General features: G+C 63.2%; 15 protein-coding genes. 10 read left to right on the top strand and 5 right to left on the bottom strand.

The window, feature by feature from the left end:
• The first annotated feature begins 178 nt into the window (after positions 1–178).
• On the top strand, positions 179–2,239 hold the full coding sequence (locus tag IPF85_RS21490) for a hypothetical protein (RefSeq protein ID WP_343410105.1): 2,061 nt from the start codon (positions 179–181) through the stop codon (positions 2,237–2,239).
• A gap of 34 nt (positions 2,240–2,273) precedes the next feature.
• Here IPF85_RS21490 and IPF85_RS21485 read toward each other — a convergent pair whose 3' ends face one another.
• The 4 genes from IPF85_RS21485 to IPF85_RS21470 form a co-directional block, all read right to left on the bottom strand.
• The gene (locus IPF85_RS21485; RefSeq protein WP_343410104.1) at positions 2,274–3,404 is read right to left on the bottom strand and encodes a M20 family metallopeptidase; all 1,131 of its coding nucleotides are present in this window, start codon (positions 3,402–3,404) and stop codon (positions 2,274–2,276) included.
• Positions 3,405–3,581: 177 nt separating this feature from the next.
• A complete protein-coding gene (gene menC / locus IPF85_RS21480) occupies positions 3,582–4,694 on the bottom strand; it encodes an o-succinylbenzoate synthase (RefSeq protein ID WP_343410130.1) in 1,113 nt (370 codons plus the stop codon).
• A gap of 216 nt (positions 4,695–4,910) precedes the next feature.
• Positions 4,911–5,348 carry a polymer-forming cytoskeletal protein gene (locus tag IPF85_RS21475; protein ID WP_343410129.1) on the bottom strand — a complete coding sequence of 146 codons (438 nt, stop codon included), beginning with the start codon at positions 5,346–5,348 and terminating at the stop codon, positions 4,911–4,913.
• 58 nt (positions 5,349–5,406) lie between these two features.
• Positions 5,407–6,384, bottom strand: a complete 978-nt coding sequence (locus IPF85_RS21470) for a ribose-phosphate diphosphokinase (protein ID WP_343410103.1) — start codon at positions 6,382–6,384, stop codon at positions 5,407–5,409.
• Positions 6,385–6,483: 99 nt separating this feature from the next.
• On the opposite strand from IPF85_RS21470, the gene rdgB reads away from it, so the two are divergent.
• From rdgB to IPF85_RS21455, 3 genes are all read left to right on the top strand, one after another.
• Complete coding sequence (gene rdgB, locus IPF85_RS21465) at positions 6,484–7,116, top strand: RdgB/HAM1 family non-canonical purine NTP pyrophosphatase (RefSeq protein ID WP_343410102.1); 633 nt, start codon at positions 6,484–6,486, stop codon at positions 7,114–7,116.
• Complete coding sequence (locus tag IPF85_RS21460; protein WP_343410101.1) at positions 7,109–7,558, top strand: thioesterase family protein; 450 nt, start codon at positions 7,109–7,111, stop codon at positions 7,556–7,558. Before rdgB ends, IPF85_RS21460 begins: the two co-directional genes overlap by 8 nt.
• A gap of 104 nt (positions 7,559–7,662) precedes the next feature.
• A complete protein-coding gene (locus IPF85_RS21455; RefSeq protein ID WP_343410100.1) occupies positions 7,663–9,342 on the top strand; it encodes a diguanylate cyclase in 1,680 nt (559 codons plus the stop codon).
• Positions 9,343–9,371: 29 nt separating this feature from the next.
• Here the strand turns inward: IPF85_RS21455 and IPF85_RS21450 are convergent, their stop codons facing one another.
• On the bottom strand, positions 9,372–11,759 hold the full coding sequence (locus IPF85_RS21450; RefSeq protein ID WP_343410099.1) for an RCC1 repeat-containing protein: 2,388 nt from the start codon (positions 11,757–11,759) through the stop codon (positions 9,372–9,374).
• A 302-nt stretch (positions 11,760–12,061) separates the two neighbouring features.
• Between IPF85_RS21450 and IPF85_RS21445 the strand changes: the two genes are divergently transcribed.
• From IPF85_RS21445 to IPF85_RS21420, 6 genes are all read left to right on the top strand, one after another.
• Positions 12,062–12,784, top strand: a complete 723-nt coding sequence (locus IPF85_RS21445) for a lysoplasmalogenase (protein WP_343410098.1) — start codon at positions 12,062–12,064, stop codon at positions 12,782–12,784.
• Between the two features lie 84 nt (positions 12,785–12,868).
• Positions 12,869–14,758 carry an excinuclease ABC subunit UvrC gene (gene uvrC / locus IPF85_RS21440; RefSeq protein ID WP_343410097.1) on the top strand — a complete coding sequence of 630 codons (1,890 nt, stop codon included), beginning with the start codon at positions 12,869–12,871 and terminating at the stop codon, positions 14,756–14,758.
• A gap of 4 nt (positions 14,759–14,762) precedes the next feature.
• Positions 14,763–16,004: an MFS transporter gene (locus IPF85_RS21435; RefSeq protein WP_343410096.1), complete on the top strand. Its 1,242-nt coding sequence runs from the start codon at positions 14,763–14,765 to the stop codon at positions 16,002–16,004.
• 22 nt (positions 16,005–16,026) lie between these two features.
• Positions 16,027–16,929 (top strand): DMT family transporter, encoded by a 903-nt coding sequence (locus IPF85_RS21430; RefSeq protein WP_343410095.1) that lies wholly within the window; start codon positions 16,027–16,029, stop codon positions 16,927–16,929.
• 101 nt (positions 16,930–17,030) lie between these two features.
• Positions 17,031–19,745 carry a cyclic nucleotide-binding domain-containing protein gene (locus IPF85_RS21425; protein ID WP_343410094.1) on the top strand — a complete coding sequence of 905 codons (2,715 nt, stop codon included), beginning with the start codon at positions 17,031–17,033 and terminating at the stop codon, positions 19,743–19,745.
• 629 nt (positions 19,746–20,374) lie between these two features.
• Positions 20,375–26,383, top strand: a complete 6,009-nt coding sequence (locus IPF85_RS21420) for an RHS repeat-associated core domain-containing protein (RefSeq protein WP_343410093.1) — start codon at positions 20,375–20,377, stop codon at positions 26,381–26,383.
• Positions 26,384–26,385: the final 2 nt, after the last annotated feature.

Raw genomic sequence — 26,385 nt, 5'->3', positions numbered from 1 at the left:
TCACTGCGGACTTTGTACAGGTATTATACCACACTCAGTTCAGGCAGCCATCTCGACAGGACGAAGGCATCACACGGCGCGAGCGCGGGTGTCTCGCCTGCAGCGTTGCCAGGCGCTGGCAATGTCTCATGGTTACACAAGGCGGGAGTGATTTCAACCTATCAGGAGGTACACCACCATGTTACGCCGACTATGGATTCTGTTGATTTTCCTCGGGGCGTTCGCACCTGGCGCCGCGGCCAACGCGCCGCTGCTGCTGACCCTCCCCATCTACACCGACTCGCTCGCCAGCGACTGGCAAAACTGGAGTTGGGGCACAACCCTCAACTTCAACGCGGCCGATCCGGTCAGCGGCCTGCCCGATCGGGCCATCTCCGTGCAGTACACCAACAACTGGGGCGGCCTCAGCCTGCGTCATGAAGCCATTCCCGTCACTGCCTATGACACCCTGCGCTTTGCCATTCACGGCGGCGGCGTGGGCGGCCAGATCATCCAGGTGCTGTTGCAGACCAGCGATGGGGGCGGTGAACAGCCGCCCGTGGCGCTCAATCAGTATCTGCCGCCCGGCGGCGTGCCGGCCAGCGCCTGGGCCGAAGTCGCCATCCCCCTGGCCGATCTCCTGGCCGATCCCGCGCCCAGCTTTGCGCGCATCACCTGGCATAATGACAGCGGCGGCGCCAATGCCGCCTTTTACCTGGACGACATCCGCCTGACCGCGCCCGACCCGGCGCCGCCGCAACTAACCATTCACAGCGCGCAAGGCATCCGCCGTCTGCCGACCGCCCTCTACGGCAGCAACGCCGCGTACTGGAATGGCAACATCCACGCCGACGCCGATCTCGTCGCCAAAGTGGCGGCCAGCGGCATCACCGTGCTGCGCTACCCCGGCGGCAGCAGCTCCGACGAGTACCACTGGGCGCAGTGGGATCCGGGCGCGGCCAACAACGCCTGGGCCATGAACACCACCGAATTCGTCAGCCTGCTGCAGGCCACCAACACGCAGGGCCTGTTCACCGCCAACTTCGGCAGCGGCAGCGCGGCCGAAGCGGCCGCCTGGGTGCAGTTCACCAATGTCACTCACAACTGGAACATTCGCCGCTGGGAAATCGGCAACGAAATCTACGGATCGTGGGAAACGAGTTGGACACACGATGGGACGGCATACATGCAGGGCGACGCCACCCATGACGGCGCCAACGCCTTTTGCGCAGCCATGAAAGCGGTTGATCCGACGATCGAGGTGGGCATCGTCGGCGCGCTCAACGCCACCGAATACAACGGTTGGGGCCTGGCCGTGCTCAGCAACGCCAGCGACTGCATTGACTTCTACGTCATTCATTACTACGCCCTGCCGCCGGGCAACACCAGCTATCAACAACTGCTGCAAGACCCGCCGAGCCACTGGCCCGCCATCCTGGCCGAAGTGCGCACCATGCTGGCAACCTACGCGCCCTCGCGCCATCTCGAGATCGTGGCCGACGAGTACAACGCCTACTACACCGAGCCGGAGGAACTGCAACTGCAGACCGTCAACCTGCTCTTCCTGGCCGACACCCTGGGCCAATTGATCCAGGGCGGCGTCGCCGCGGCCAATCAGTGGGACATCGTCAACGGGCTTTCCAGCAACGGCGGCGACTACGGCCTGCTGCTCAACTGGGACAGCTACCGCCGCACGCCCGGCTATTTCAGCTTTCCCCTGTGGCGCCAGATGGGCGACATGCTCCTCGCGCTGGACAACTCCGCCAACGCAGCCACCACCTTCAGCGCCTACGCGGCCCTGGCCAACGACGGCCTCACTATTCTCGCCATCAACAAGACGGATCAGGCTCTGGCAGCTACACTAAACCTGCAGGACTTTGCGCCCAGCGGCTCTGGCGTGGCCTACGTCGCGGCCGGCGCCAGCCTCAGCGCGACCAGCGTCAGCTACAACGGCAACGCCAGCCCGCCCGTCAACCTGGGCAGCGTACCGCCCCTGCCGGTCAGCGGCGTCGCCTCCACCTTCACCTACAGCTTTGCGCCCTTCAGCGTCACCACGCTGCGCCTGGCCGGCGCGCCCACCTGCGCCTGGTCCGACGTAGACTGTGACGGCGCCACGCAGTTGGACGACATCACCGCCCTGGCCGGGCGCTGGGGCAGCCATGAGGGTGACATTGGCTGGAACGCGCGCTTCGATCATGACGCCGATGGCGCGCTGACCGTGGTAGACGTGCAGGCCGCCGCCGCCCAATGGACGCCGTGAACGGCCGCGTTCACGCCCGTCGAGAACTACCGTTCTACACATTCAACAGCAGTCCCGCCAGAACGGCCGCGCGCGGCGCCAGTTGCCCGATCAAGACATATTCCTCATCGGTATGCGCGCCATCGCCGCACACGCCCAGGCCATCCAGGGTGGGAATGCCCAACGCCGCCGTGAAATTGCCATCGCTGGCGCCGCCCACTGCGCGCTCGACCAGGTCCAGGCCGATCTCCTGGCCCAGGCGCCGCGCCAGCTCGAACAGGCGCACGGTGCCTGGCAGGCGTTCCATCGGCGGCCGTTCCACGCCGCCGCTGATCTGCAGGCTGGCGCCCGGCAGGTGTGGGCGCAGCGCATAGACCTGTTGATTGACCCAGGCTGCATCTTCCAGACGCCACACGCGCGCATCCACCTGCATTTCAGCCGCCGCGGGCACGGTGTTGACCGCGCTGCCGCCCTGAATCAGCCCCACGCTGATGGTGATGCCGCGTTCGTAATCGGTCAGGTCGGTCAGCGCCCGAACCTGGTGCGCCAGCTCCACAATGGCGTTGATGCCCAGCTCGTGCGCGCCGCCCGCGTGCGAGGCGCGGCCCAGCGCCCTGATCGTGAAGGTGCCCACGCCCTTGCGCGCCGTCTTCAACTCACCGCCGTAGAAGGCCGGTTCCAGCACCAGCACCGCCTCGGCCTGGCGCGCCAGCGCCTCGATCAGGGGGCGCGAGTCGGTGCTCGATAGCTCTTCATCGGCCGTGCTCAGCAGGATGACCGGCCGCGGCAAGGGTCGCCCCAGGCTGCGGATGGCCGCCAGGGCCGCGGCCGCCAGCAGGGCGCCGCCCTTCATGTCGTAGGAGCCAGGGCCATAGACGCGACCATCTTCGACGCGCGGCGGATTGCGCGCCAGGCTGCCGATGGGGTGTACCGTGTCATGATGGGCCAGGAGCAAGAGCGGCTTGCCGTCGCCGCCGGCCCAGGTGGCCTGCACCATGCTGCCGTTTACCTGGCCAGGGATGATCTCCACCGCGGCGCCGGCCGCGGCCAGGTGACCGGCCGCCATCTGCGCCATGCGCGTAGTGGCCGCCGGATCGTTGGAAGGGGACTCCAGCGCGCACCAGGCCAGGAGATCGCGAATCAACTGATCCTGGTGCGCGGCAATGTGCTGTAAGAGTTGACGCATGTCAAAGAGATCCTTCCGCGCCCAGGAATTCCAAACAAGGTCAAAATAAGGTCAAATGTAGGCGTTGATCGGACCTGGATTGGAGGCTTCAGCCGGTTTCTTAGCCAGCAAAGCCGCAAACCGCACCGGCTAAAGCCTCGATTCCGGTCACATTTGGAATTCCTGTTCCGCGCCGATTTACGCTGCGCTGAATGTGGCGCTGTGCAGGGTGACGCGCAGCAGCGCCTCGCGGTTGACAATCACCCCCAGACCCGGCGCTGTGGGGACGCTGATCGTGCTGTCCGGGTTCAGGCTGAAGGTCGGCTCGGCAATGTCAGCCGTGTAATAACGGCTGCTGGCCGAGATGTCGCCGGGTAGACGGAAGTTGGGCAGGGAGGCCAGCGCCAGGTTGGCCGCGCGCCCGACCCCTGTTTCCAACATGCCGCCGCACCAGACCGGCACGCCGTGCGCCTGGCACAGGTCATGAATCTGGCGTGCAGGTATCAGGCCGCCGACGCGACCGACTTTGATATTGATGATGCGGCAGGCGCTCAACGCCAGCGCCGCACGCGCATGGAGCAGGGTGTGGATGCTCTCGTCCAGGCAGATGGGTGTCCGCAACTGGCGCTGCAACAGACTATGCTCGTAGATGTCGTCATGATCGAGCGGTTGTTCGATCAACAGCAGGTTGAAATCGTCAAGCTGGCGCAGGCGCTCGCTATCGGCCAGGGTGTAGGCCGAGTTGGCATCAACCTGCAGCAGCACAGCGGGGTAGGCGCGGCGCACCGCTTCGACAAAGGCAATGTCCTTGCCGGGCTTGATCTTGAGCTTGATGCGGCCATAGCCCTGCGCCAGGTAGCCAGCGACGGTATCCACCAGGGCTTCAGGTGTGGCCTGAATGCCCACACTGACGCCCACCGGCACGCTGGTGCGTTCACCGCCCAGGAAAGTCGCCAGCGACTGATCGGCGTCTGCGGCCAGCAGCGCGGCGGCGGCCTGTTCGACGGCCGCCCGCGCCATGTTGTGACCGCGCATCCAGGCCCAGCGCTCGTGCAGCGCCGGCAGGCTATCAAAGGGCTGCGCCAGCACCGCCGGCACGAGGTACTGACTGAGAACGGACCAGGCGGTATCGGTGGTTTCGTAGGAATAGGCGGGCGCATCTCCCGCCACACACTCGCCCCAGCCGGAACCGCTCGGCGTACGCAGCTCAACCAGGATGGCCTGGCGCACGGTCTGCCGGCCAAAGCTGGTTTCGAATGGAGAGACCAGCGGCATCGCAATCAGATGCAGTGCGGCCTGTTCGATCTTGATCATTCTGATTTCCTATTTGCCGAATGAATTCGGGACGAAGGGGCGTTCCGCCGCCAGGTCGGCCGCCGCCGACCAGTATTGCGTCCACGCAGGTGGACGCCCGGCGGAACGCCCTTTAGGCGCGATTTCAATCGCTCTGCCGCCGCCGACCAGTATTGCGTCCACGCAGGGGCACGCCCACCAGGCGCGATTTCAATCGCTCTCTCGACCTGTGTCTTACGCGGCGACCGCGCCGTTGCTCTCAACCACTGGGATCTGTGCTTTGGGTGCGGCCGGGGCTGGAATCAAGAACGGCTGCTGCGGTTCGTCGCCCTGCATCACCAGTTCACCGCGTAGGTAGCCGCCGTCATCCAACAAGAAGGAGTTGACACGCACGATTCCCCAGATACGCCCGCCCTCCAGCAGCTCAACGCGCTCGGCCGTGATGGTGCCTTTGTACGCGCCTGATACCGAAACCACCCTGGCCTGAATATCGGCCATGACACTGGCACTGGCGGTAATAATCACATTCGTGGGCGTGGTAATGCTGCCGCTTTCGATCACGCCGTCAATGCGCACACTGCCATCACAACGCAGGTTGCCACTAAACGTCGCCCGTGCACCGATCAGGGCCTCGATGGCATCAGGTTCCGGTCGCTTTTCTTTTCCAAACACCAAGTTCGTTCTCCTTTCACAACATCACTGATCATTCTGAACTTCTTGCCGTCTGTCGCTACTTGTGGGGCGGCTCGCCCCATTCTTGCGGTGTCAGTTTGAGCAGCGGGCTGATCGTGCGCGCCGCGTGAATGCGCTCGATGGCATCGGCCAACAATGGCGCCAGCGAGAGCACGACCAGCTTGGGGTGCTGCTGCGCGGGGGAGATGTAGATGGTATCGGTCACCACAAGCTCCTTGATGATCGGGCTGTCGAGACGCGCCAGCGCGGTGGGCAGCAGAATCGGATGGGTGATCGCCAGGTAAATCTCCGGCCGGGCGCCAGCCTCCACCAGGGCGTTGAGTTGGGTGAGAATGCTGCCGCCCGCAATCATATCATCAATCACAATCGGCGTCTTGTCCTTCAGATCGCCCACAACGTGTGAGTTCTCGACCTCGCTGTGCGAGAGACGCCGCTTGTGCATCAGCGCCAGCGGCAGCCCCATGACCTCTGCGTAGCGACCGGCCAGCTTGGCGCGTCCCACATCGGGCGCCACGATGATGGGGTTTTCCAGGTCTTTGTTCTCGAAATACTCAATGAACACCTTGCGCGCCGACAGCGGGTCAACCGGGATGTCAAAGAATCCCTGGGTCGCTTCCGCGTGAATATCCACATAGACCACGCGGGTGACGCCCAGCGTTTGCAACATACGCGCCACAACCCGCGCACTGATGGCTTCACGCCCGTGAGCCATGCGCTCCTGCCGGCTGTAGGGGAAGTACGGAACGACGACGGTGATGGTATGGGCCGACGCGCGCCGAAATGCGTCTACGTACAGCAGCAGTTCCATCAGGTTATCGTTGACGGGGGCCGAACAAGGCTGGATGAAGAAAATGTCCTGCCCACGAATGGCTTCGTGGATCTCCACATAGACCTCGCTATCTGGCAGATGCTTGGTCTCACAGGCGCCGAGTGGCATCTGCAGACATTCTGCAATCCGTTCGGCCAGGGGACGATTGGCGGTGCCAGAAAAGAGATGCAAAGGGTGTTGCGGCATACTGTCTTCTTTCTTTTTCACGAACACGATACACGGCTTGCTGTCAGTGCGATTATATGATAGGATAGGTTTCTGGTCAAAGCGGGGGGGAGAGGGAAGATGCGTAAACTGTTAATTGCGACGCACAATCAGGGTAAGGTGCGGGAGTATCGTGAGTTATTGGCCGACCTGCCGGTGGATGTGACCTACCTGGATGAAGTTGGCATCACCACCGAGGTGGCGGAGACGGGCGAGAGTTTTGCCGAAAATGCAGTGCTCAAGGCGCTGGGCTATGCTGAAATGACCGGCCTCTGGACATGGGCCGATGATTCTGGCCTGGAAGTTGACGTGCTCGGCGGCGAGCCTGGCATCTACTCGGCCCGCTACGGTGGCCTGCAGGGCGAGCAGGAGCGTTACAACTACCTGTTGGCCCGCCTGGCAGATGTGCCGGACGCGCAGCGCGCGGCCCGTTTCCGCTGCGTGGTGGCTCTCGCTTTTCCGGACGGCGACGCGTTCACGGCCTCAGGCGCCATCGAAGGCACGATTGCCCATGCCCCACGCGGCAGCAATGGCTTTGGCTATGATCCCATTTTTGAAATCGAACACAGCAATCTGACCCTGGCGGAGATTTCATCAGAATTGAAGAACGCGATCAGCCATCGGGCCAAAGCCGCACGCAGCGCCCGGCGCATCCTGCTGACGCTGCTCGCTGAGTTGGGCGAAGACGACGAGGCTCAAGATCGAGATGCCTGATCTGCTTGCCGATTTCGCGGTCACAGTGACGTTTCCTGTGGCCTGGGGCGAAATGGATGCCCTGGGCCATGTCAACAACATCGTCTATTTTCGTTACTTCGAGAACGGACGCGCTCGCTACCTGTCGCAGGTCGGCTTTTTCGATGTCGCCGCCGGGCGTGCAGCCATTGGCCCCATCCTGGCCTCCATCAACTGCCGTTTTCGTTATGCCCTGACCTTCCCGGACACCGTGACCGTGGGCGTGCGCGTCGTCGCCCTGGGAGCCGACCGCTTCACAGTCCTGCACCGGGTGGTCAGCCAGCGGGCGCAGGTGGTGGCCGCCGAAGGCGAGGGCGTCATCGTCAGTTATGACTATCACCTGGGGCAAAAGACGCCGCTGTCCGAACCGGTGCGTGCGGCCATCCTGGCGCTCGACGCCGCGGCCGGCATCACGTTGACGTGAAAGTCTAGTATGGCTGTTTTGGGGGATGGCGCACGACCTCCACCGCGTTCATAATTGCGCCAGTTGATTTTTTATTTTGTTGCGGTCTTAATCGAGTGATGGTGATGTCTCATTCTTCCGTTTCTCAACGTGGAGACACGTACGCTGTTTACGCGCCCCAGCGGATCGCGCCCTACGTCGAAGATCATTTTGCGGACAGCGAGATGGTCTCGCTGCGGCTGAATCAACTTCAGACCATTCACCACATCACCGACGTGGTCAGCCATGTGGATACCCTCGATGCCGTCTACCAGGAGGCGCTTTTCGGAATGCAGCGCCTCCTGGGAGTTCGTCGGGCCGCGCTGCTCCTGTGTGACGCCGACAGGGTCATGCGTTTTCGCGCCTGGTCAGGAGTGTCGCCTGAATACCGCAGCACGGTCGAAGGTCATTCGCCATGGCCGCCGGATGACCACGATCCCCAGCCGATCCTGGTGTCAGACGCCTGGAAAGAACCGCTGTTGAGGGCGTGGCATGAGCACTTCGTTCGTGAAAACATTCGCGGGGTTGCTTCCTTCCCCCTGCGTTACCAGGGGCGCCTGCTGGGCAAGTTCATGGTCTACTACGACCAGCCACATGACTTCGATACTGTGGAGGTTCGGTTGGCCGAAACCATCGCCAACCAGGTTGCGTTTGCCACGGAGCGCCAGCGCGTGGAGGATGCCCTGCGTCAGGCGAATCAACAACTGACCGCCTGGGTCGCCAAGTTGGAGCAGCGCACGCACGAAATCAGCCTGCTCAACGAAATGGGTGACAAGCTGCAAACCAGCATGACCCTCGATGACGCCTACGCCGTCATTGCCGATTTCACACAGGCTCTGTTTGCCACCGCGCAGGGCGCGCTCTACATCCTCAATCCTGAACACAACCTGATGGAAGCGGTTGTCGCCTGGGGAAACTTGCCGCACGCCGGGCGTCGGTTTCCACCGGACGCCTGCTGGGCGTTGCGTCACGGTCGCGCCTGTGTGATGGATGAATCTCAGCGCGGCCTGTCCTGCCAACACATCAGCACCACCGATAGCCACACCTACTTGTGTGTACCCTTGTTGGCGCAGAATGAAACCCTGGGTATTCTGCACATCGAGCTGAACCCAGGTGCTCCCGCGCTGCTGCATGACGACGAGGGTCAGTTCAACGAGGCTAACGAGAAACTGGCCGTGGCCCTGGCCGACCATGCGGCTTTGGCCCTGGCGAATCTGCGCCTGCGCGAGACACTGCGCAGCCAGGCCATTCGTGACCCGTTAACCGGCCTCTTCAATCGGCGCTACATGGAAGAGACGCTAACGCGCGAGGTGCATCGGGCGGCGCGGCGCGGCACAACCCTGGGCATCATCATGTTGGACATTGACCACTTCAAGCGCTTCAATGATTCATACGGTCATCAGGCCGGCGATGCCCTGCTGCGCGCGCTAGGTAGTTACCTGCAAGAGCGTACACGCGGTGAGGATATCGTTTGTCGCTACGGTGGCGAAGAGTTCACTTTGATTCTGCCGGAAACCCCGCTGTCTGTCCTCGAGCAGCGCGCCGATCAACTGCGCGTCGGGATCACCCGGCTCCAGGTCGAGCATTATCGCGCCATGATTGGCCCGGTGACCCTCTCGGCCGGCGTTGCCATCTTTCCGGATCACGGGCTGACCGGTGATGCTGTGCTGCGAGCCGCCGACACCGCGCTTTACCGGGCCAAGACCGAAGGTCGCAACCGCATCTTCACCGCTGGCGCTGCCGACGCGTCACCAGCGCGCGCCTGACATCTCCCCTGGCTGCGTTCGTCGTCGCGTCAAGACGATGACTGACCAAACTGCCTGGCTACACGTAGAATGTCAACGATATTCACCACGCGGTTGCCGTCCAGGTCGCAGACTGGGCTGTAGAAGCGCCAAACGCCGGCCGCCATGAGGATATCATGGACATCCACCACGCCATTCCCATCCAGGTCCTCGCGCAGGCGGCCGAAGCCCATCACATAGCCGGGAATCCAGCCGGGATTGACGCCCAACTGGCCGAACTCGTTGGACCCCCAACACTTCACGCCGCCGCTCCTGGTCCGCGCACAGGTGTGGTCGTTGCCTGCATCCACGACCGCGCTCAACATGACGCCAACGGCATCCACGGGTGTGATGCGCTGATTTGTGTTGCCGTTGCCCAACTGGCCCATCCAGTTTGCTCCCCAGCATGTGGTGGTCTTGGCGATCGCACACGTGTGCCACCAGCCCGCAGTGACACGGGTGACATCAGTCGTCAGCCCAACGATGCCCACCGGCGCGGAGCGATCCAGGATCGTACCATCGCCCAACTGTCCCTGGTCGTTTCTCCCCCAACACCAGGCGCCGCCGCCGCTCGCCCATGCACAGGTGTGCTCATATCCCGCGTCCACCGCCGCGGCGTCGGTCAGCCCGCTGACATCCATCGGCACCCACTGCCATGTCACAGTGTCATTGCCCAACTGGCCGCGAGAATTGCTCCCCCAGCATTTGACGCCCCCGGTCGTCGTCGAAGCGCAGGAGTGCATCCCGCCCGCACTCACGGTCGCAGCGCCGCTCGTCAGCCCGCTCACGTCCACCGGCGCGCTGCGATTCTCCAGCGTGCCGTCGCCCAACTGGCCGTTGGAGTTGCGGCCCCAGCATTTGACCCCGCCGTCCATCGTCAGGGCGCACGTATGAAAATACCCTGCGCTCACGGCCATGACGTTGTTCAGCCCCACCACATTGACTGGCGTCAGGCGCTGGATAGTCGTCCCATCGCCCAACTGGCCGTATTCGTTTCGTCCCCAGCACTTGACCCCGCCGTTCGTCGTCACAGCACAGGCGTGTGTATTGCCCGTGCTCACGTCCGCAACGCCAGTCGCCAACCCAATCACATCGGTCGGTGTGCTGTGATATCCCTGCGCGCCGTCGCCCAACTGACCGGAATCGTTGCGCCCCCAGCACTTGACGCCGCCGCCTGCGGTCAATGCGCAGGTGTACCATCGGCTCACACTCACGGTTGTTGCACCGCCTGCCAGCCCGGCAACATCCACGGCAATCGTGCGTGGTCCTGCTGAGAAATTGCCCAGTTGGCCGTAGTCATCACCGCCCCAACATTGAATTCTACCGTCAGCGGTCAATGCACAGGTGTGAACCGAACCCGCCTCTACGCTCGCGACGCCGGCAGTCAGCCCGATCACACCCAGCGGTGTCGTACTGAATTGTTGCAAACCGCTCGTGTCGTTGCCCAACTGGCCCGAGATGTTGTCACCCCAACATTTGACCCCATCAGTCGTAGTTTGGGCGCAAGTGTGCTGATAACCCGTTGTGACAACCGCTGCGCCGCTGGTCAGCCCGATCACGCTGACCGGTGTGAGGCGATTGATCGTTGTCCCGTCGCCCAATTGGCCGCTCCAGTTCGCGCCCCAACATTGAATTCCGCCGGCTGTGTTCAGCGCACAGGTGTGTAAAACGCCGCCTTCGACGGCTTCGACGCCGCTGACCAGCCCGACCACACCCACCGGCAAGAGCCGCTGCACGGTCGTGCCGTCGCCCAACTGGCCGAGCGCGTTGTATCCCCAGCACTTCGCGCCGCCGGCCGTCGTCAAGGCACAGGTGTGCGCTCCACCCGCGCTCACGGCCGTCACATCACTCGCCAGCCCAGTCACGTCCACCGGGGTGAGCCGTTCCTCTGTCGTACCATCGCCCAACTGCCCGTGGATGTTATTTCCCCAACACTTCATGCCGCCGGCTGTCGTCAGCGCGCAGGTGTGCTCCCCGCCCGCGCTGATGGCCGTCACGCCGACCGTCAATCCCACCACATCCACCGGCGTGAGCTGCGCCGCGCCCGTGCCGTCGCCCAACTGGCCGAACTCGTTGGATCCCCAACACTTCACACCGCCGGCCGTTGTCAGCGCACAGGTGTGGCCCCGGCCCGCACTCACGGCCACAACACCGCTCATCAGCCCGCTCACATCCACCGGCGCGCCGCGCTGCTCAGTCGTGCCATCACCCAACTGCCCCCGGTCGTTGACCCCCCAACATCTCACCCCGCCGTCAGCGGTGACAGCACAGGTGTGGTCTGCCCCTGCGTTCACAGCCGCGCCAATGGCCGCTGTCGTCGCATCTGCGCCCACAGCGGCCGGCATCATCATGAACGGCAACAACAAGACAACCAGACAACGTACAGCGTGCGCGAACATGATTTACCTCCTCGATCACTCAACCCCGCGAACCGGCACAGATCGTCAAAGTCAGTATAACACTCAGGCGGGGCAAACCCCAAACCTGCAGCGAAAAGCGTCACGGATTGGGAGCACTATTCTTTTTTTTGTCCCTTGAACTCATCTGGAATGAAGGCGCCTCTGCGCGCTCTGTGATCCGCGCTGAAAAATGCGGTGACGTTTGGAATTGCCGCGCACGGCGTCTGTTGTTTGACCTGATGCGCTCGCAAGAGTACAATCCTGACCCGGATCGTGATCATCATTTCAGGAGGACCCATCGTATGACTTTTCCCGTTGCTGGCCCGATGCGCACCTGGCTGCTGGCTTTGCTGGCGCTGTGGGCGCTGTTGCTCTTTGGCGGTTTCATTTTTGGCGCGTCCGGCGCGGACCAATCGCAGCGCATCCCCACCTGGATGCGCATGACTTCCTCGGCCGTTCTGGTGGTGGCCGGCTGGAGTTGGTGGCTGGCGGCCGGCCAGGATAAGGACGTGGCGCTGCTGATTGCCGTGGGCATGACGCTCGGTTTCCTGGGCGACCTGTTCATGGCGAAGCTGCTGCCGGCGTCGCCGCATGTGTTGTGGGGCATGGGCGCGTTCGGTCTGGGGCATGTGGCCTACATCGCGGCCTTCATGCGGCTCGCCACCGTCCTCGGCTTGACGGCCAGCGGGCCGCGCTGGGGCGCCTTGCTCGTGTGGCTGCTGATCGGCCTGGCCGGTTGGTATTTCGTGGTCTTCCGCGGACAGCAGGCCACCGCGCTGCACTGGGCCGCGCTGCCCTACGCCCTGCTGCTGGCGAGCACGGCCGGCCTGGCCAGCGGATTGGCACTGCAGGCGCGTTCCTTCATCCCGCTGGCCCTGGGCGGCGCGCTCTTTCTCACCAGTGACCTCATCCTGGCCGCGCAATTGTTCAACGGCCTGTCATTTTTCCTGGTGGGCAGCGTCGTCTGGCTGACCTACGGCCCGGCGCAGGCGTTGATCGTCTACACCGCCCAGAATCGCCCTTGAGCAGGCCGGTCAGATAGGGGTCGCGTTGCTGAAGGCTTGCTAATCGCTTTGTCAGTCAGCCATGCGCGTGCTACAATCTGCCCCATGTCCATTTCCGACACATTGCAGGCCAAGCTCGACAATCTCCCCACGCGCCCAGGCTGTTATCTGATGAAGACCGCCGAGGGCGCGATCATTTACGTGGGCAAGGCCATCAACCTGCGCGCCCGCGTCCGTTCCTACTTTCAGCAGCAGGCCCTCCACACCACCAAGACCCGGCGTCTGGTGAGCAACATCGCCGATCTGGACTGGATCATCGTTGAAACCGAGCTGGAAGCCCTGGTGCTGGAGAATGAGCTGATCAAGCGCCACCAGCCGCGCTACAACATCCGCCTCAAAGATGACAAGACCTATCCATACATCAAGATTCACTGGGCCGAAGATTACCCCAAAGTGACCATCGTGCGGCGCATGGCGCGTGACGGCGGCCGCTACTTCGGGCCGTACACCTCCGCTTACAATGTCCGTCTCACCCTGGAAGCCCTGCGTCACATCTTCCCCTATCTGACCTGTAACCGCGACATTACCGGCAAGGACGAACGCGCCTGCCTCTACTTTCACATCGGGCGCTGCAACGGTCCGTGCATCGGCGCGGTCAACCGTGACGAATACCGCGCCATGGTGCAGGGCCTGGCCGATTTTCTCAGCGGTAACACCGAGCCGGCCCTGACCACCCTGCGCGGTCAGATGACAGACGCGGCCGAAAACTGGTACTTCGAACGCGCCGCACGCCTGCGCGACCAGATCAAGGCCGCCGAGCAGTTGGTGGAGCGTCAGAAGGTCGTCAGCGGTCAGCAGCAGGATGAAGACCTGATCGCCTTTGCCCAGACCAACGGCGACACCTGCGTACAGGTTTTCTTCGTTCGTCATGGCAAACTGATCGGGCGTGAGTCGTTCGTGTTGGAGGGCGCGGAAGGCGACGAAACCGATGCAGTTCTCAGCGCGTTCCTAACCCAGTTCTACAGCGAGGCCGCCTACGTCCCGCCGGAGATCGTGCTGCCCAAGGACCTGGACGAGCGCCTCATCATCGAGCAGTGGCTGCGTTCGCGCCGCGGCGGCGAGAAGGTGGTGCTCACCGTGCCGCAGGAAGGTCAGCAGCGCGACCTGCTGGAGATGGCGGCCCAGAACGCGGCCGAAACCCTGCACGCCCTGCGCGCCCAGTGGCAGGCCGACAAGAACAAGCAGGTCATTGCCCTGGCCGAATTGGGGCACGCGCTGGGTCTGGCCGACGCGCCCGGCCGCATCGAGTGTTACGACATTTCCACCTTGCAGGGCACCAGCACCGTCGGCGCGATGGTGGTCTTTGCGCAGGGCACCCCCATGAAGAGCGATTACCGCAAATTCAAGATTCGCGGCAAAGGCAGCCTGGGCGCCGGTGAACCTGACGATTTCGCCTCGATGCGCGAGATGCTGCGCCGCCGCTTCCGTCGCGCCGTCGAACCGCCTGCTAATGAGGGCGCGCCCGGCCAGGCGCCTCGTAAGGGCGACCAGATGTGGCAGCGCCTGCCCGACCTGGTGGTCATTGACGGCGGCAAGGGTCAGCTCGGCGTGGCCGTGGAAGTGCTGCGCGAGTTCGACCTCTTCGACCAGGTGCCGGTCATTGGCCTGGCCAAGAGATTCGAGGATGTCTATTTCCCTGAGCAACGTGATCCCCTGGTGCTGCCTCGCGACTCCCAGGCGCTGTTCCTCTTACAGCGCATTCGCGACGAGGCGCACCGTTTTGGCATCACCTTCAATCGTGAGCTGCGCAGCAAGGCAGGCGTGATGTCCGAACTGGACAAGGTGCCTGGCATCGGCCCGCGGCGGCGCAAAGAATTACTCAAGCGTTTCGGCGATCTGGAGACGATCAAGCAGGCGAGCATCGAGGAGTTGGCGGCCGCGCCCGGCATGAACGTGGCCGCGGCCGAGGCAATCAAGGATCATTTTGGGGACTAACGCCGTGCAAAACACTCTGTCACCGTCGTTCGATTTCAGCCGCGTGGGCCGGCGCATCACCGTGACGCTGCTGGCTGCGCAGAGCTTCGGCTCGGCCGGCTTCATTGCGGCTAACACGGTCAACACCCTGGCCGGCGCGCAGTTGAGCGGTTCCCCGGCCCTGGCCGGCGTCCCACCCGCCATCTACCAGCTCGGCGCGGCGCTGGCCGCGTTCGGCTGGGGCTACGGCATGGAGCGGCTGGGGCGACGCGGCGCGCTGGCGCTCGGCCTGATGCTGGGTACGGTCGGCGCCGGTCTGGCCGCGGCTGCGCTCCTGGTTCGCTCATTTCTGCTCTTTTGCCTCGGGCTGGCCCTGCTCGGCGCGGCCAATTCTGCCATGCAGTTGGCGCGCTTTGCCGCGGCCGAGGTCTACCCGCCGCAGGCGCGCGGCCGCGCCATCTCCAACGTGGTGCTTGGCGGCACGGTCGGCGCGGTGGTCGGCCCGCTGCTCGTGGGGCCAACCGGCCGCTGGGCCGCGGCCAACGGCTTGGACGAGCTGGGCGGGCCGTACCTGGCGACCCTGGTGCTCCTGTTCCTGGCTGGCCTGGTCATCTTCTTCTGGCTGCGGCCCGATCCGCGCGACGTGGGCCGCGCCCTGGCTCAGCTCTACCCTGACACGCATGGCGAGTCAGGCAGCCGCCGGCCGCTCTCGCAGCTTCTGCGCCAACGGCCGGTGATCGTGGCCATGGGCGCCATGGTGATCGGGCAGGCGGTCATGGTGATGCTGATGATCATCACCTCGCTGCACATGAAGGGGCATCACCACGAGCTGACCGACATCTCGCTCGTCATCTCATCGCACACCTTCGGCATGTTCGCCTTTTCGGTGCTGTCCGGTCGCCTGGCGGACCGTTGGGGGCGCCGGCCTGTGATTCTGATTGGCGCGACCACGCTGGTGCTGGCCTGTTTGACCGCGCCGCTTTCGCCAGAGGTGCTGCCGCTGGCGGTGTCGCTCTTCTTTCTTGGCTTGGGCTGGAATTTCTGCTACGTGGGCGGTTCATCGCTGCTGGCGGATCAGCTTTCACCGGCGGAGCGGGCGCAGACGCAGGGTTTCAACGATCTGCTCATCGGCCTCTCTGCGGCCGCGGGCAGCCTGGGCAGCGGCGTCGTCTTCGCCGCGCTGGGCTACGGCGCCATGGGGATCGTCGGCGCCGCGCTGGCCGTCATCCCGATCATTCTGGCGCTGTCTCTGCGCCAGAAGACATAACCCATTACGGAGTAGCCGTCAAATGAGCCTGCTTTCTCCCTCAATCGCCCCCGCTTCCGAACGTGTCGCCCGGCCGCCCTGGCAAGCCTACGCCGCGATGATCTTTGGTCTGATCTGCATTGCCACCTCCGGCATTTTCGTGCGCTGGGCCGGGCTGCCGGGGCCGGTGGCCGCCTTCTATCGCACCTTGATTGCCGCCAGCGCCCTGGCAATTCCGTTTGGCCTGCGCGCCCGCCAGATCCAGTGGTCGCGACGCTCGCTGGCGATCGTGGCGGCCGCCGGTGTCTTGTTCGCCTGTGACATGGGCCTGTGGAACACGGCCGTTCAGTACACCTCGGTCGCCAACGCGGTCCTGCTCGGCAACACCGCGCCCATCTGGGTGGGACTGGGCGCCATCCTGCTCTACCGCGAGCGTCTACGGCGCAATTTCTGGCTCGGTCTGGCCCTGGCTTTGAGCGGCGCGGCCATCATCCTGGGCGCCGACGCCCTACGCTCGCCATCGCTCAACCTGGGCAACCTGCTGTCGCTGCTCGTCTCCCTCTTCTACGCCGCTTACATGCTGATCACCCAGCGCGGGCGGGCGCGCTTCGATGCCCTCTCCTATTTTTGGCTGACCACAGTGGTCAGCCTCATCACCCTCTTTTTCATGACTCGCCTGTTTCAGCAATCGCTCGTCGTGCCTGCTGCGACCTTTCCCTTCCTGCTGGGCATGGGGCTGGTGACGCACATCGGCGGTTGGCTGTCGGTCAACTATGCGCAGGGCCATCTTCCCGCCTCGTTGGTCTCGCCCACCATGCTCGGCCAGCCGGTGGTGGCTGCGCTGCTCGCCTTCGTGCTGCTGGGCGAAGCGCTGACGCTGCTGCAGGTCGTTGGCGGCGCGGTCGTCCTGCTCGGCATCTCCCTGGTGCATCGGGCGCGAGGGTGACATGCAAACACACATCTTCGTCATCGTCTGGCGTTTGCTGCTGGCCTGAAAGGCGTTTTAGTGGGACGATGTGGTAAAATGGAGACGGAGGAGGATGACCCATGGCGCCCGACACGATACAAGATGCAGAACAAGTTGACCGCGGAGATGTTGCGACCAAACTCAACAGTTTCGCCGCGCTCAAGGTCATGAGCCCAACCGACTTGAACCAGTTGGCAGACAAGATCATCGTGCGCCCGTTCAAGGAGGGAGATCGGCTCCAGGAGGCGCAAAGCTCCGGCGATTTCCTGTATTTGGTGGAGAGCGGGGCCTTGCGCGAGACCGGCAAGGACTCGGCCGGCACGGTCTGGTGGGAGCGCACGCACAACGTTGGCGCTGCCTTCAGTCGTCAAGCGACCTACGACGGCTTGTTCGAAGAAACCGAGGTCATCGCGCTGCAAGAAGGGCGCCTCTTTGTCATTGCGCCCAGCGACCTGAGCTGGGCCATGGGCCGGCAGCCGGCCCTGCGCCAGGCGCTCATCCGTGAACCGATCGCCGTGCGTCTGCGCGCCATGCCCATGTTAGCGCCTCTCAACGACTCGCAGGTTCGGCGCCTGGCCACCATTGCTCATGTCGTAGAGGCCAACGGTGGCTCGCCCCTGTGCGAGCCGCAGCTCACCGGCGCCGAAACCTGGTTCTGGTTCATTGATTGGGGACAGGTCAGCGTGACCTACCCGTCTGGCGTACCACCAAAGACGCCGCGAGTCATCACCGCGGGCAACGCTTTTCACAACGCGCCCGAGGCCCTGGGGCAGATTCCGCCCGCGGTGGCGCAGGCGCTCTACCGCTGCAAGCTCATTCGCGTGCCGTTCTCTGAAATGCTGGCCCTGGCACGCATCCCCGCCATTTACGCACGGCTGCAACTGCCGCCCATCATCGGCTTTCTGGAAACGGTTGCACCCTTCCAGGGTTTGAACGAAGAGCAATTGCAGACGCTGGCCAGCATCACGGCCTGGGAACACTATCCGGCCGCGCAGACCGTTTCACAGCAGGGCGTGCGCGACAACGCGCTGCGCATCCTGCAGCGCGGCGCGGCCATCATTCGCACGACCGACGCCGATGGCAAGGAACGCCCTCGCGATTACATGGCGCCTGGCCGTTTCTATGGCCAAAGCTCGCTATTCCGCCGGGAGCGCCATGAAACAACGGTGCGCGCGGTGCGACCGGACAGCGTGGGCAGCGCTACTGGCATTCTGACCAGCCCGCAGGGGGAAAGTGACCGTGCGCACGCCAGCGAGCCGGGCGCCACCTGGTTCCGCATCCGTTCCGAGGACTTGATCTATCTTCTCCACAGTGACCCGGGGTTCTGGAAAGATACCCACCTGGAGCAGAAGGTCAAGGCGGAAAAGAAGAAACACCGCAAGTACAAATGGCAGGACGAGGACGAGGTGCTTTGGTATGACGGCCACCGGCACGTGATCGTCCTGCTGCGCTCCTTCCTGATCCCCGCGCTGCCGGTCGTGGGCATGATCCTCCTCAAACTCATCCTGCAAAACTGGGACATCAATCTGACTATCTTGACGGTGGCCCTGGTGAGCGGTATGGTGGCGGCGCCCCTGACGGTCTGGTACGTGGTAGATTACCTCAATGATTACTTTGTGGTGACATCCTTGCGCGTGACCGCGCGCGAACAGGTGGTGCTGGTTTACGAGCGTCGCACCGAAGCGCCCCTGGACCAGGTGCAGGATACCACCCTGCGCACCGACTTTTGGGGCAGCCTGATTGGCTATGGCAATCTGAAGATCAAGACGGCCAGTGCTGCCTCACAGATCGTGTTCGACCATGTGCCGAATCCCGAAAGCGTCCAGGCTCTCATTTCCGAGCAGCGACGGCGCCTGCTTGCCGAAAAATTGGCGGAACAGCGCGAAGGTCTGCGCATGCAACTGGTCAAGGACCTGCGCTTGAGTCTGTTGAGCCAGGTGCCAGACCAGACACTGCCGCCGGGCCTCAAGCCGCCGATCGTGCTGAGCTGGTGGCAAAAGTGGTTAGCGACGCTGGCGAAGGCTCTGCATTTCGTCTTCTTTCCCTTCGAGTTTCTGTTCCTGCGACCTCTCAGTTGGGTGATGCGCATCTTTGCGCAGCGGCGCCTCTCCCCGCGCAACCAGAACCGGGACTTTGGCGCCGGCGTCCTGGCCTCCTGGTGGATTACGCCAGACAAGACGGTGTGGCGCAAGCACTGGTTGATCTTGCTGCAGCGCGTGTGGCAATCGTTTTTGGTCTGGTTGATCGTCACGGCGTTTCTCGTTGCCACCGTGGGACAGTGGCTGCCGTTGCCGTGGCTGCTGCCGGCCATCCTCTGGCTGCCTGCCACCGGGTGGTTCTGGTGGAGATATGAAGACTGGGCCAACGATCTCTATATTGTGACCAATGACAAGGTGATTGATATCGAAGCTAAACCGTTCGGCTTCAGCACACAGCGTCGCGAGGCTGGCCTGGATCGCATTCAGAACGTGACAACCGAACTGCCCACGTTTTGGGCCAATGCATTGAATTACGGCAATGTGGTGATCAAGACGGCCGCGGCTGACGAGGGCTTCACCTTCGACCTGGTGGCCAATCCGCACGCGGTGCAGCGCGAAATCATGAAGCGCCTGTCAGCCTTCCGCGCCTCACGCCAGCAACGTGAAGCCACCGCACAGCGCACCCAGCAAGCCTACGTCTTGGGCGTCTATCATGAGTTGATGGAAGAGGGAGACAAGTACGTCAAGAGCGGCCCGACGGGACAGGCGTCGCCGCAACCGCAGGAAGGTCGCTCCATCCCCCGCGCAGGGCTGTGACGAGATGACATTCTCAGAGGAACACAACACCCTCACCGGTCAACGCTGCGATGTCCATTGGCCCCTGCGAGGGTTGGTGAGTCAAGGAATTTTCACACGAAGCCACAAAGGTGGCCATCTGCGTCTTCGTGTCTTTGTATCTTGGTGTGAGGTCTCTGTCTTGCTCACACAGGGACGCCAAGACACAAAGGAGTAATCCCTGGCGCCTTTGTGACTTGTGACTTTTTCCTCTTGACAGAGCGCCGCGGCCGTGCTATGCTGTGACCAGCTACAAGCTTGTCCCCCGCCTTCCGAGTCGTCTTCCGCCTTCGGAAGTCCCTGGCGAGAGTGCTCTCTCCCGCCTGCGACCTCCTTCAGCAGTCAGGAAAATGTCCCTGACCCCATCCGTTTCGATTGCTGCACGAAAGGAGTCCGTTGTTATGTTACGCCGCTCTTCTACTTTCTCTTTTCTATCTACTACTTTCTCTTTTCTATCTTCTACTTTCTCTCCCCTCTCCTCCCGACATTCTGCTCGCGGCCGGCTCGCGCCGCGCCTGTCGTCGTTGGTTCATCTGTTGGTGGTGTGCAGTCTGCTCTTTTCCACGGCGGCTGCTGCTACCCCCCCCCAGATAAATGCCGCTACTAAACCCATGTCCCCTGATCCCAATTTCGATCTCATTTCCGATCCCGATGCGACGCCCGCGCCTGCGCCGGTGCAGTTGACGCTGGCTGCGGCGCCGACGCAGGTCGAGCCGTCCGGGGTGGTCACCTACACCGTGGTCATCACTAACACCCTGGCCGACCGCGCCCTGAGCGGGCTGGTGGTGAGCGATACCCTGCCGCTGGAATTGGCCTACTGGCCGGCCGGGGAGGGGAATTTCAGCTACCTGGAGGCTGAGCGCCGGCTGGAGTGGGCCATCGGCCAACTGGCGGCGGGTGCGACGCTGACCGGCACGTTCCAGGCGCAGGCGCTGGGCGCGGTCAGCGGGCAGGTCATCACCAACACCGCGGCCATCGTGAGCGAGGAGGTGGGCGCGGGGGTGCAGGCCAGTGCGGCGATCACGATCACCGCGGCGCCCTGCCTGGGCGAGGACTGTGCGCCGACGCCCACGGCCGAGCCGCCGACCGCCACGCCGACGGTCGAGCCGCTGCCCTGCCAAGATGAGGAGTGTACACCGACGCCGACGGCCACGGAAGAGCCGCCGACGGTCACGGCGACGCCGACGGTCACACCGCCGCGTTGCCAGGACGAGGAGTGTACGCCGACGCCGACCGCCACGCCGACGGCGACGCCCACGGCCACACCGTCGCCCTGCCAGGATGATGAGGGGTGTACGCCAACGCCGACGGCCACCTGGACGGCGACGCCTGGGCCGGATGAGGTGTGGTTGACGCCGGGCGAGGGCGGGGTGCTGCTCAGTGCGGATGGACGGGTGCAGGTGGAGGCGCGGCCGGGCGCGGTGAGCCAGCGGACCTTGCTGCGCTATCTGCCGCAGCCGCGGGTGGAGGAAACGCCGGCCTGGCTGACGATGCATTTTGGCCTGGAGGCGCAGGACGAGCAGGGCGCGGCCGTGACAGCGTTCGAGAGCCTGGTCAGCCTGACCTATCGCTTCGCACCGGGCGTGGCGCTGACGGAGACGATCCGCCTGTACCGGTGGGAGGGCGCGGCCGAGGCGTGGCAGGCGCTCGACAGCCAGATGGACGTGACTGACCGGCAGTTGACGGCGCGGCTGGACGGGCCTGGGCTGTTTGGCCTGGGTGCGCCGGCGTCGTTGAGCTACGGTGCGCAGCATCTGCCGACGGTGCATGGGTTCGTGACCGACGAGTGGAGCGGCAACAGCAGCCTGGGCTATCCGCTGGCGCTGCCGCCGGGGCCGGGCGGGCTGGGCTTGAATCTGAGCCTGGGCTATGCGAGCGAGGGGGTGAACAGCATCCGCCAGGGGCTGCAGAGCCTCGATGGTGAAAAAGCAGTCACATTCAATCGCCAGGCGAGTTTCGTGGGCTGGGGGTGGTCGTTGAACGGCCTGGGGCAGGTAACGATGGCGCTGGCGCAAGATGGGACGCCGGCCAGGGCATTCCTGGGTTATGCGGGCGGCGGGTTCGAGCTGAAACAGACGACGAGTGGCTGGCAAACGGAGCCGCAGAGCTTCGTGCGCATTGCGCACGTGGGGAACATAGATGGTGGGAGCAAATGGGAGGTGTGGTCGCCAGACGGCGTCAAGTACACGTTTGGCGGTGTCACGGGCAGCAATGCCACCTGGGCCAACGGTTCAGCCTGGATCATCAAGAGCAGTTGCGGAAAATCGGCTCGGGAGATGCATCTGACAGAGGTGTTGGATACACACGGTAATCGTATCGAGATTACCTATGAGACAGAGCCTCGTAGTGTCACCGGCTGCACCGATGAATATGTGTCAGCGATTCGGCCAACGGTCATTCGATACTTTGCCTTCGGTGAACCCCTGGCTACAGTGCGCATCGAGTTTGGTTACAGCGGGCGTGGTGATATAGGTGTACCAGGCAACGTAGGAGGAACTCGCAACCAAGATATCGAGGCACTCTGGAGTGATTATCGGTTGACCGGGATCACGGTCCTGGTGCGCAGCAGCACAAGCGCATTTGCCACCGTGCGCAGTTATGGCCTGGCGCAGGACTACGACTGGTTCAATGCGACCGACAAGCAAGGGATCATGCGGCTGACGAGCATCACGGAGCAGGGCAAGAATGGGGGTGCGCTGCCGGCGTGGACGTTCGGCTATCGGATTGGCGCGGTGGGGACGCCGAGCGATTGGAAGAACCATACGTTGCTGGAGACGGTCAACAATGGGCAGGGCGGGAGTGTCATCTACAGCTACGCGAATGTGCCCAATATCTGGATGCAGGGATGCGGCGGCAATACCAGCCGCTACCGGGTGAGCCAGATGGAGGTGAGCGACGGGATGGGCGGTGTGCAGCGCACGGTGTACGACCATCAGAACCCGTGGGCGTGGATGACGGGAACGGGATGTGACAACTTCGAGTTTGGCGGCTACAGTTTCGTGCGCAGCCAGGTGCAGGACGGGACCGGGGCTGTGTACCGGGTGATGGAGAACAGCTATCATCAGCGCGACGGCAACGCGCTCGATCCGCGCAAGGGCAAAGTCTATCAGCAAGTGACGAAGTCGAGCGCCGGGGCGACCCTGGCGCAGGTGGGGACGTTGTGGAATAGTGTGACGACGAAGGGTACCAACTGGGTGCGCAGCGAAATCGTGACCAACACGCTGGGGACCAGCAGCCAGGCGACGACGTACGAGTACCTGACGACCAGCCAAAACAATGCGCAGTACGGCAATGTGACGGCAGTGCGCACCTACAGTGACACGGTGGGAACGCTGTACCGTTCGCAGGAAACCTTCTACTTCCCGGCCAACACGAGTGGCGGCGTGTACATCGTGAATCGGCCGGCGCAGGTGCTGTTGAAAAATGCGACGGACGCGTGCAAAGGAGAGACGCGCTATTTCTATGACTACCAATCCGCGTACACCAAGAAGCCGATTAGGGGCGATGTGACGAAGGTGCGGGTGGGGCAGACGAGCTGCGGGGGCAGTTGGGCCGACACGAGTTATGTCTATGATGCGTATGGCAACCAGACCAGCGTGAGCGATCCCCTGGGGCGCGCCACGCTGACGGCCTACGACACGATTACGCAAACCTGGCCGATGCTGTACGTGCTGCCGACCGGGGTGACGCAGCCGGTGGTGGGGACGACCAGTTACGCCTGGGACAAGGTGTTGGGACAGGTGACGAGCGTGACGGATCCGAACCTGGCGACGACCAGCTACAGCTACGATCAGTGGGGGCGGCAGACGGCGGTCATCGAACCGGGCGATGATGCAACCAACCCGACGCTGCGCTTGACTTACACCCATTACGCGGGGTCGGGGTCGCCGTACTGGGTGAAGCAGGAGCAGAAGGAGAGCGGGAGTTCTTACCTGGAGAGCCGCACGTTCTACGACGGCATGGGACGGGTGGTGCAGACGCAGGCCGAGGCGGCGGACAGCAGTCAGAGCATCCTCGTCAACACGCAGTATCAGCCGTTGGGGGTGCTGCGAACGAGCGTACCCTACACCTACACCGCGGCGTTGGGCGGGTACCGGGCGCCAGACTGGACGCAACCACAGGCGGCGTATCAGTATGACAGCCTGGGCCGGGTGACGCAGGTGACGCAGGCGGACGGCACGACGGTCAAGAGTTTCTACCAGAATCGGCAGACCGCGGTGCTGGATGCGCTGAACCGGCAGACGATCTCGGAGACCGATGCGGTGGGGCGGCTGTACCGGGTGCAGCAGTACCTGGTCACGGTCAATGGGCAGCCCGACTGGGGTGCGACGGTGTATGCGCACTCCATCTACACCTACACGGTGAGCGACCAGCTCGAGCAGATGACCGGGCCGGATGAGGCATTGACCACGATGACTTACGATCTGTTGGGGCGCAAGACGCGCATGACAGACCCGGACATGGGCATTTGGAGTTACACCTACGATGCGGCCGGGAATCTCACACGACAGACCGACGCGAGAGGTTGCGTCATCACCTTCAGCTACGATGGCCTCAACCGGGTGAAGGGCAAGACCTACAGCGGGTCGAGTGGATGCAGTGCGACGGCGGTGGGTTACACGTATGACAGCGGCACAACCGGCAAGGGGAGACGCACCGGGATGAGCGACAGCTCCGGCAGCGCGAGTTGGACCTACGACGGCCGCGGACGGGTAACGCAGGAGAGCAAGGCCATCAACGGAACGGGCGGCGGAACCTTCGTGACACAGTGGGGATACGACTCGGCGGATCGGCCGCTGTGGATGAAATACCCCGGCGGCAGTGCGAGTCAGATTGGCGAGCAGGTACACTATGCGTACACGACGCAGGGGTTGCTGAACACAGTGCGCAGCAACGGCAGCACCTACTATGTCGGCAAGACGCAGTACAACGAACGCGGGCAGGTGATGGAACGCTGGCTGGGCAGCACGACCGGGGTGGTGAAACAACTGTACGCCTACATTGCAGCCGAGAACTTCCGGCTGGTGAGCCTGAAGGCGGGCACAGGTGCGACCAACGACAACCTGCAGAACATCAGTTACACCTACGATGATGTGGGCAATATCCTGACGATCACGGATGCGGCGGCGTATGGTGGGAGCCAGGCGCAGAAGTTCACATATGATGCGCTGAACCGCTTGAGCACAGCCTGCACGTTGAGCGGCGCCAACTGCGTCACGGCTGACGGCAACTACGGAGCTTACAAACAGCGCAACTATGCCCACAGTAACGCGGGCAACATCACCAATTTCGAGAGCACAGGCACGAACCTCTACTATCAGATTGGCGCACACAAGCATGCTGTGACCCATGTCAGGGGGACGACGGCAGGCTATCAGAAATACTGGTACGATCAGAATGGTAACGCCACCCGGCGCATCAGCGGCAGCCAGGACATCACGTTGACCTACGATGCGGAGAACCGGCTGACTGCGATGTCCGGGGGCGTCACGGCGAGTTACGTGTACGACGGCGACGGCAACCGGGTCAAGGAGACCATCAGCGGCGTCACGCGGGTCTTCGTGGGGAACACTTACGAAATAGACAACGGCACGGTCAAGAAGTATTATTACGCTGGCGCGATGCGGGTGGCCGAGAGCAGCGGCGGTGTGCTCTACTATCTGCTGACGGATCATCTTGGCTCCACCGCGCTGACGCTGGACAGCAGCGGCGCCCGCGTGACCGAGCTACGCTACTATCCCTTTGGTGCGGCGCGTTACAACGCCAACAACCAGGTGACGACCTACCGTTTCACCGGTCAGCGTTGGGATAGCGGCACGGCGTTGTATTTCTACCAGTCCCGCTGGTACGACCCGCTCATCGGGCGATTTCTGGCCGCGGATACGATCGTTCCTCAGCCGCAAAATCCGCAGAATCTGAACCGGTACAGCTACGTCGGGAATCAACCTCTACGCTTCGTAGATCCCAGCGGCCATGCTGGAGTAGATTTCTGGGGCGGTGGTGGCGACGCTGGCGCAGGCATCGGGTTGGTTGTGGCCCTCATCATGACCCAGGCGCAGGGGGCGGTTTACCAATACGGCCCGGTTGCAGCCGAGATCACCTGGTTGTATGGGAATCAAACCATCGCCGCGGGGGATCAGATCAGCCAGGCTGTACAGAATGCCGGTCAGGGCGGCAATACGGCGGGACCGGGTGGGCTGGACCCGAACGATCCTCGCTTCAAACAGGGGACTGAGCAGGCGGCACAAACGCAAGGAAGCGCGGTCACATCGCGCGGATTGAACGTCTTCTCGCGAGCGGCAGAGTTCGGCATCAAGTCCTACAACCAGTTAAGCAAGATGACAAGCGCTACCGGCTTGCGGGCGCATCATCTGATTGAGCAAAGGTTCGCAGAACGTCTGGGACTGAACACCGGAAGGATGTCCAGCATCGCCTTGACGCCGGAGGAGCATCAAGTCTTCACGAATATGTGGCGGGCAGAGATCGGCCACATCGGTGATCGATCAGCACTCACTACGGCAACCGCCACTCTGCAGGATGTCTGGACGGCGGCTCAACGCATATATGCACAGCACCCAGAGCTCCTTGAGGCTGTAAGGCAGGATTTGTTCGGGCAATAACG

This window comes from Candidatus Amarolinea dominans (assembly GCF_016704685.1).
Classification (GTDB): Bacteria; Chloroflexota; Anaerolineae; order SSC4; family Amarolineaceae; genus Amarolinea; species Amarolinea dominans.
This window is presented reverse-complemented; position numbering and strand designations above follow the sequence as displayed.

Excerpts from the sequence above, each read along its gene's own strand:
- IPF85_RS21490 (WP_343410105.1), top strand. The coding sequence starts at position 179 with ATGTTACGCCGACTATGGATTCTGTTGATTTTCCTCGGGGCGTTCGCA.
- IPF85_RS21485 (WP_343410104.1), bottom strand. The coding sequence starts at position 3,404 with ATGCGTCAACTCTTACAGCACATTGCCGCGCACCAGGATCAGTTGATT.
- IPF85_RS21470 (WP_343410103.1), bottom strand. The coding sequence starts at position 6,384 with ATGCCGCAACACCCTTTGCATCTCTTTTCTGGCACCGCCAATCGTCCC.
- rdgB (WP_343410102.1), top strand. The coding sequence starts at position 6,484 with ATGCGTAAACTGTTAATTGCGACGCACAATCAGGGTAAGGTGCGGGAG.
- IPF85_RS21460 (WP_343410101.1), top strand. The coding sequence starts at position 7,109 with ATGCCTGATCTGCTTGCCGATTTCGCGGTCACAGTGACGTTTCCTGTG.
- IPF85_RS21455 (WP_343410100.1), top strand. The coding sequence starts at position 7,663 with ATGTCTCATTCTTCCGTTTCTCAACGTGGAGACACGTACGCTGTTTAC.
- IPF85_RS21450 (WP_343410099.1), bottom strand. The coding sequence starts at position 11,759 with ATGTTCGCGCACGCTGTACGTTGTCTGGTTGTCTTGTTGTTGCCGTTC.
- IPF85_RS21445 (WP_343410098.1), top strand. The coding sequence starts at position 12,062 with ATGACTTTTCCCGTTGCTGGCCCGATGCGCACCTGGCTGCTGGCTTTG.
- uvrC (WP_343410097.1), top strand. The coding sequence starts at position 12,869 with ATGTCCATTTCCGACACATTGCAGGCCAAGCTCGACAATCTCCCCACG.
- IPF85_RS21430 (WP_343410095.1), top strand. The coding sequence starts at position 16,027 with ATGAGCCTGCTTTCTCCCTCAATCGCCCCCGCTTCCGAACGTGTCGCC.
- IPF85_RS21425 (WP_343410094.1), top strand. The coding sequence starts at position 17,031 with ATGGCGCCCGACACGATACAAGATGCAGAACAAGTTGACCGCGGAGAT.
- IPF85_RS21420 (WP_343410093.1), top strand. The coding sequence starts at position 20,375 with ATGTCCCCTGATCCCAATTTCGATCTCATTTCCGATCCCGATGCGACG.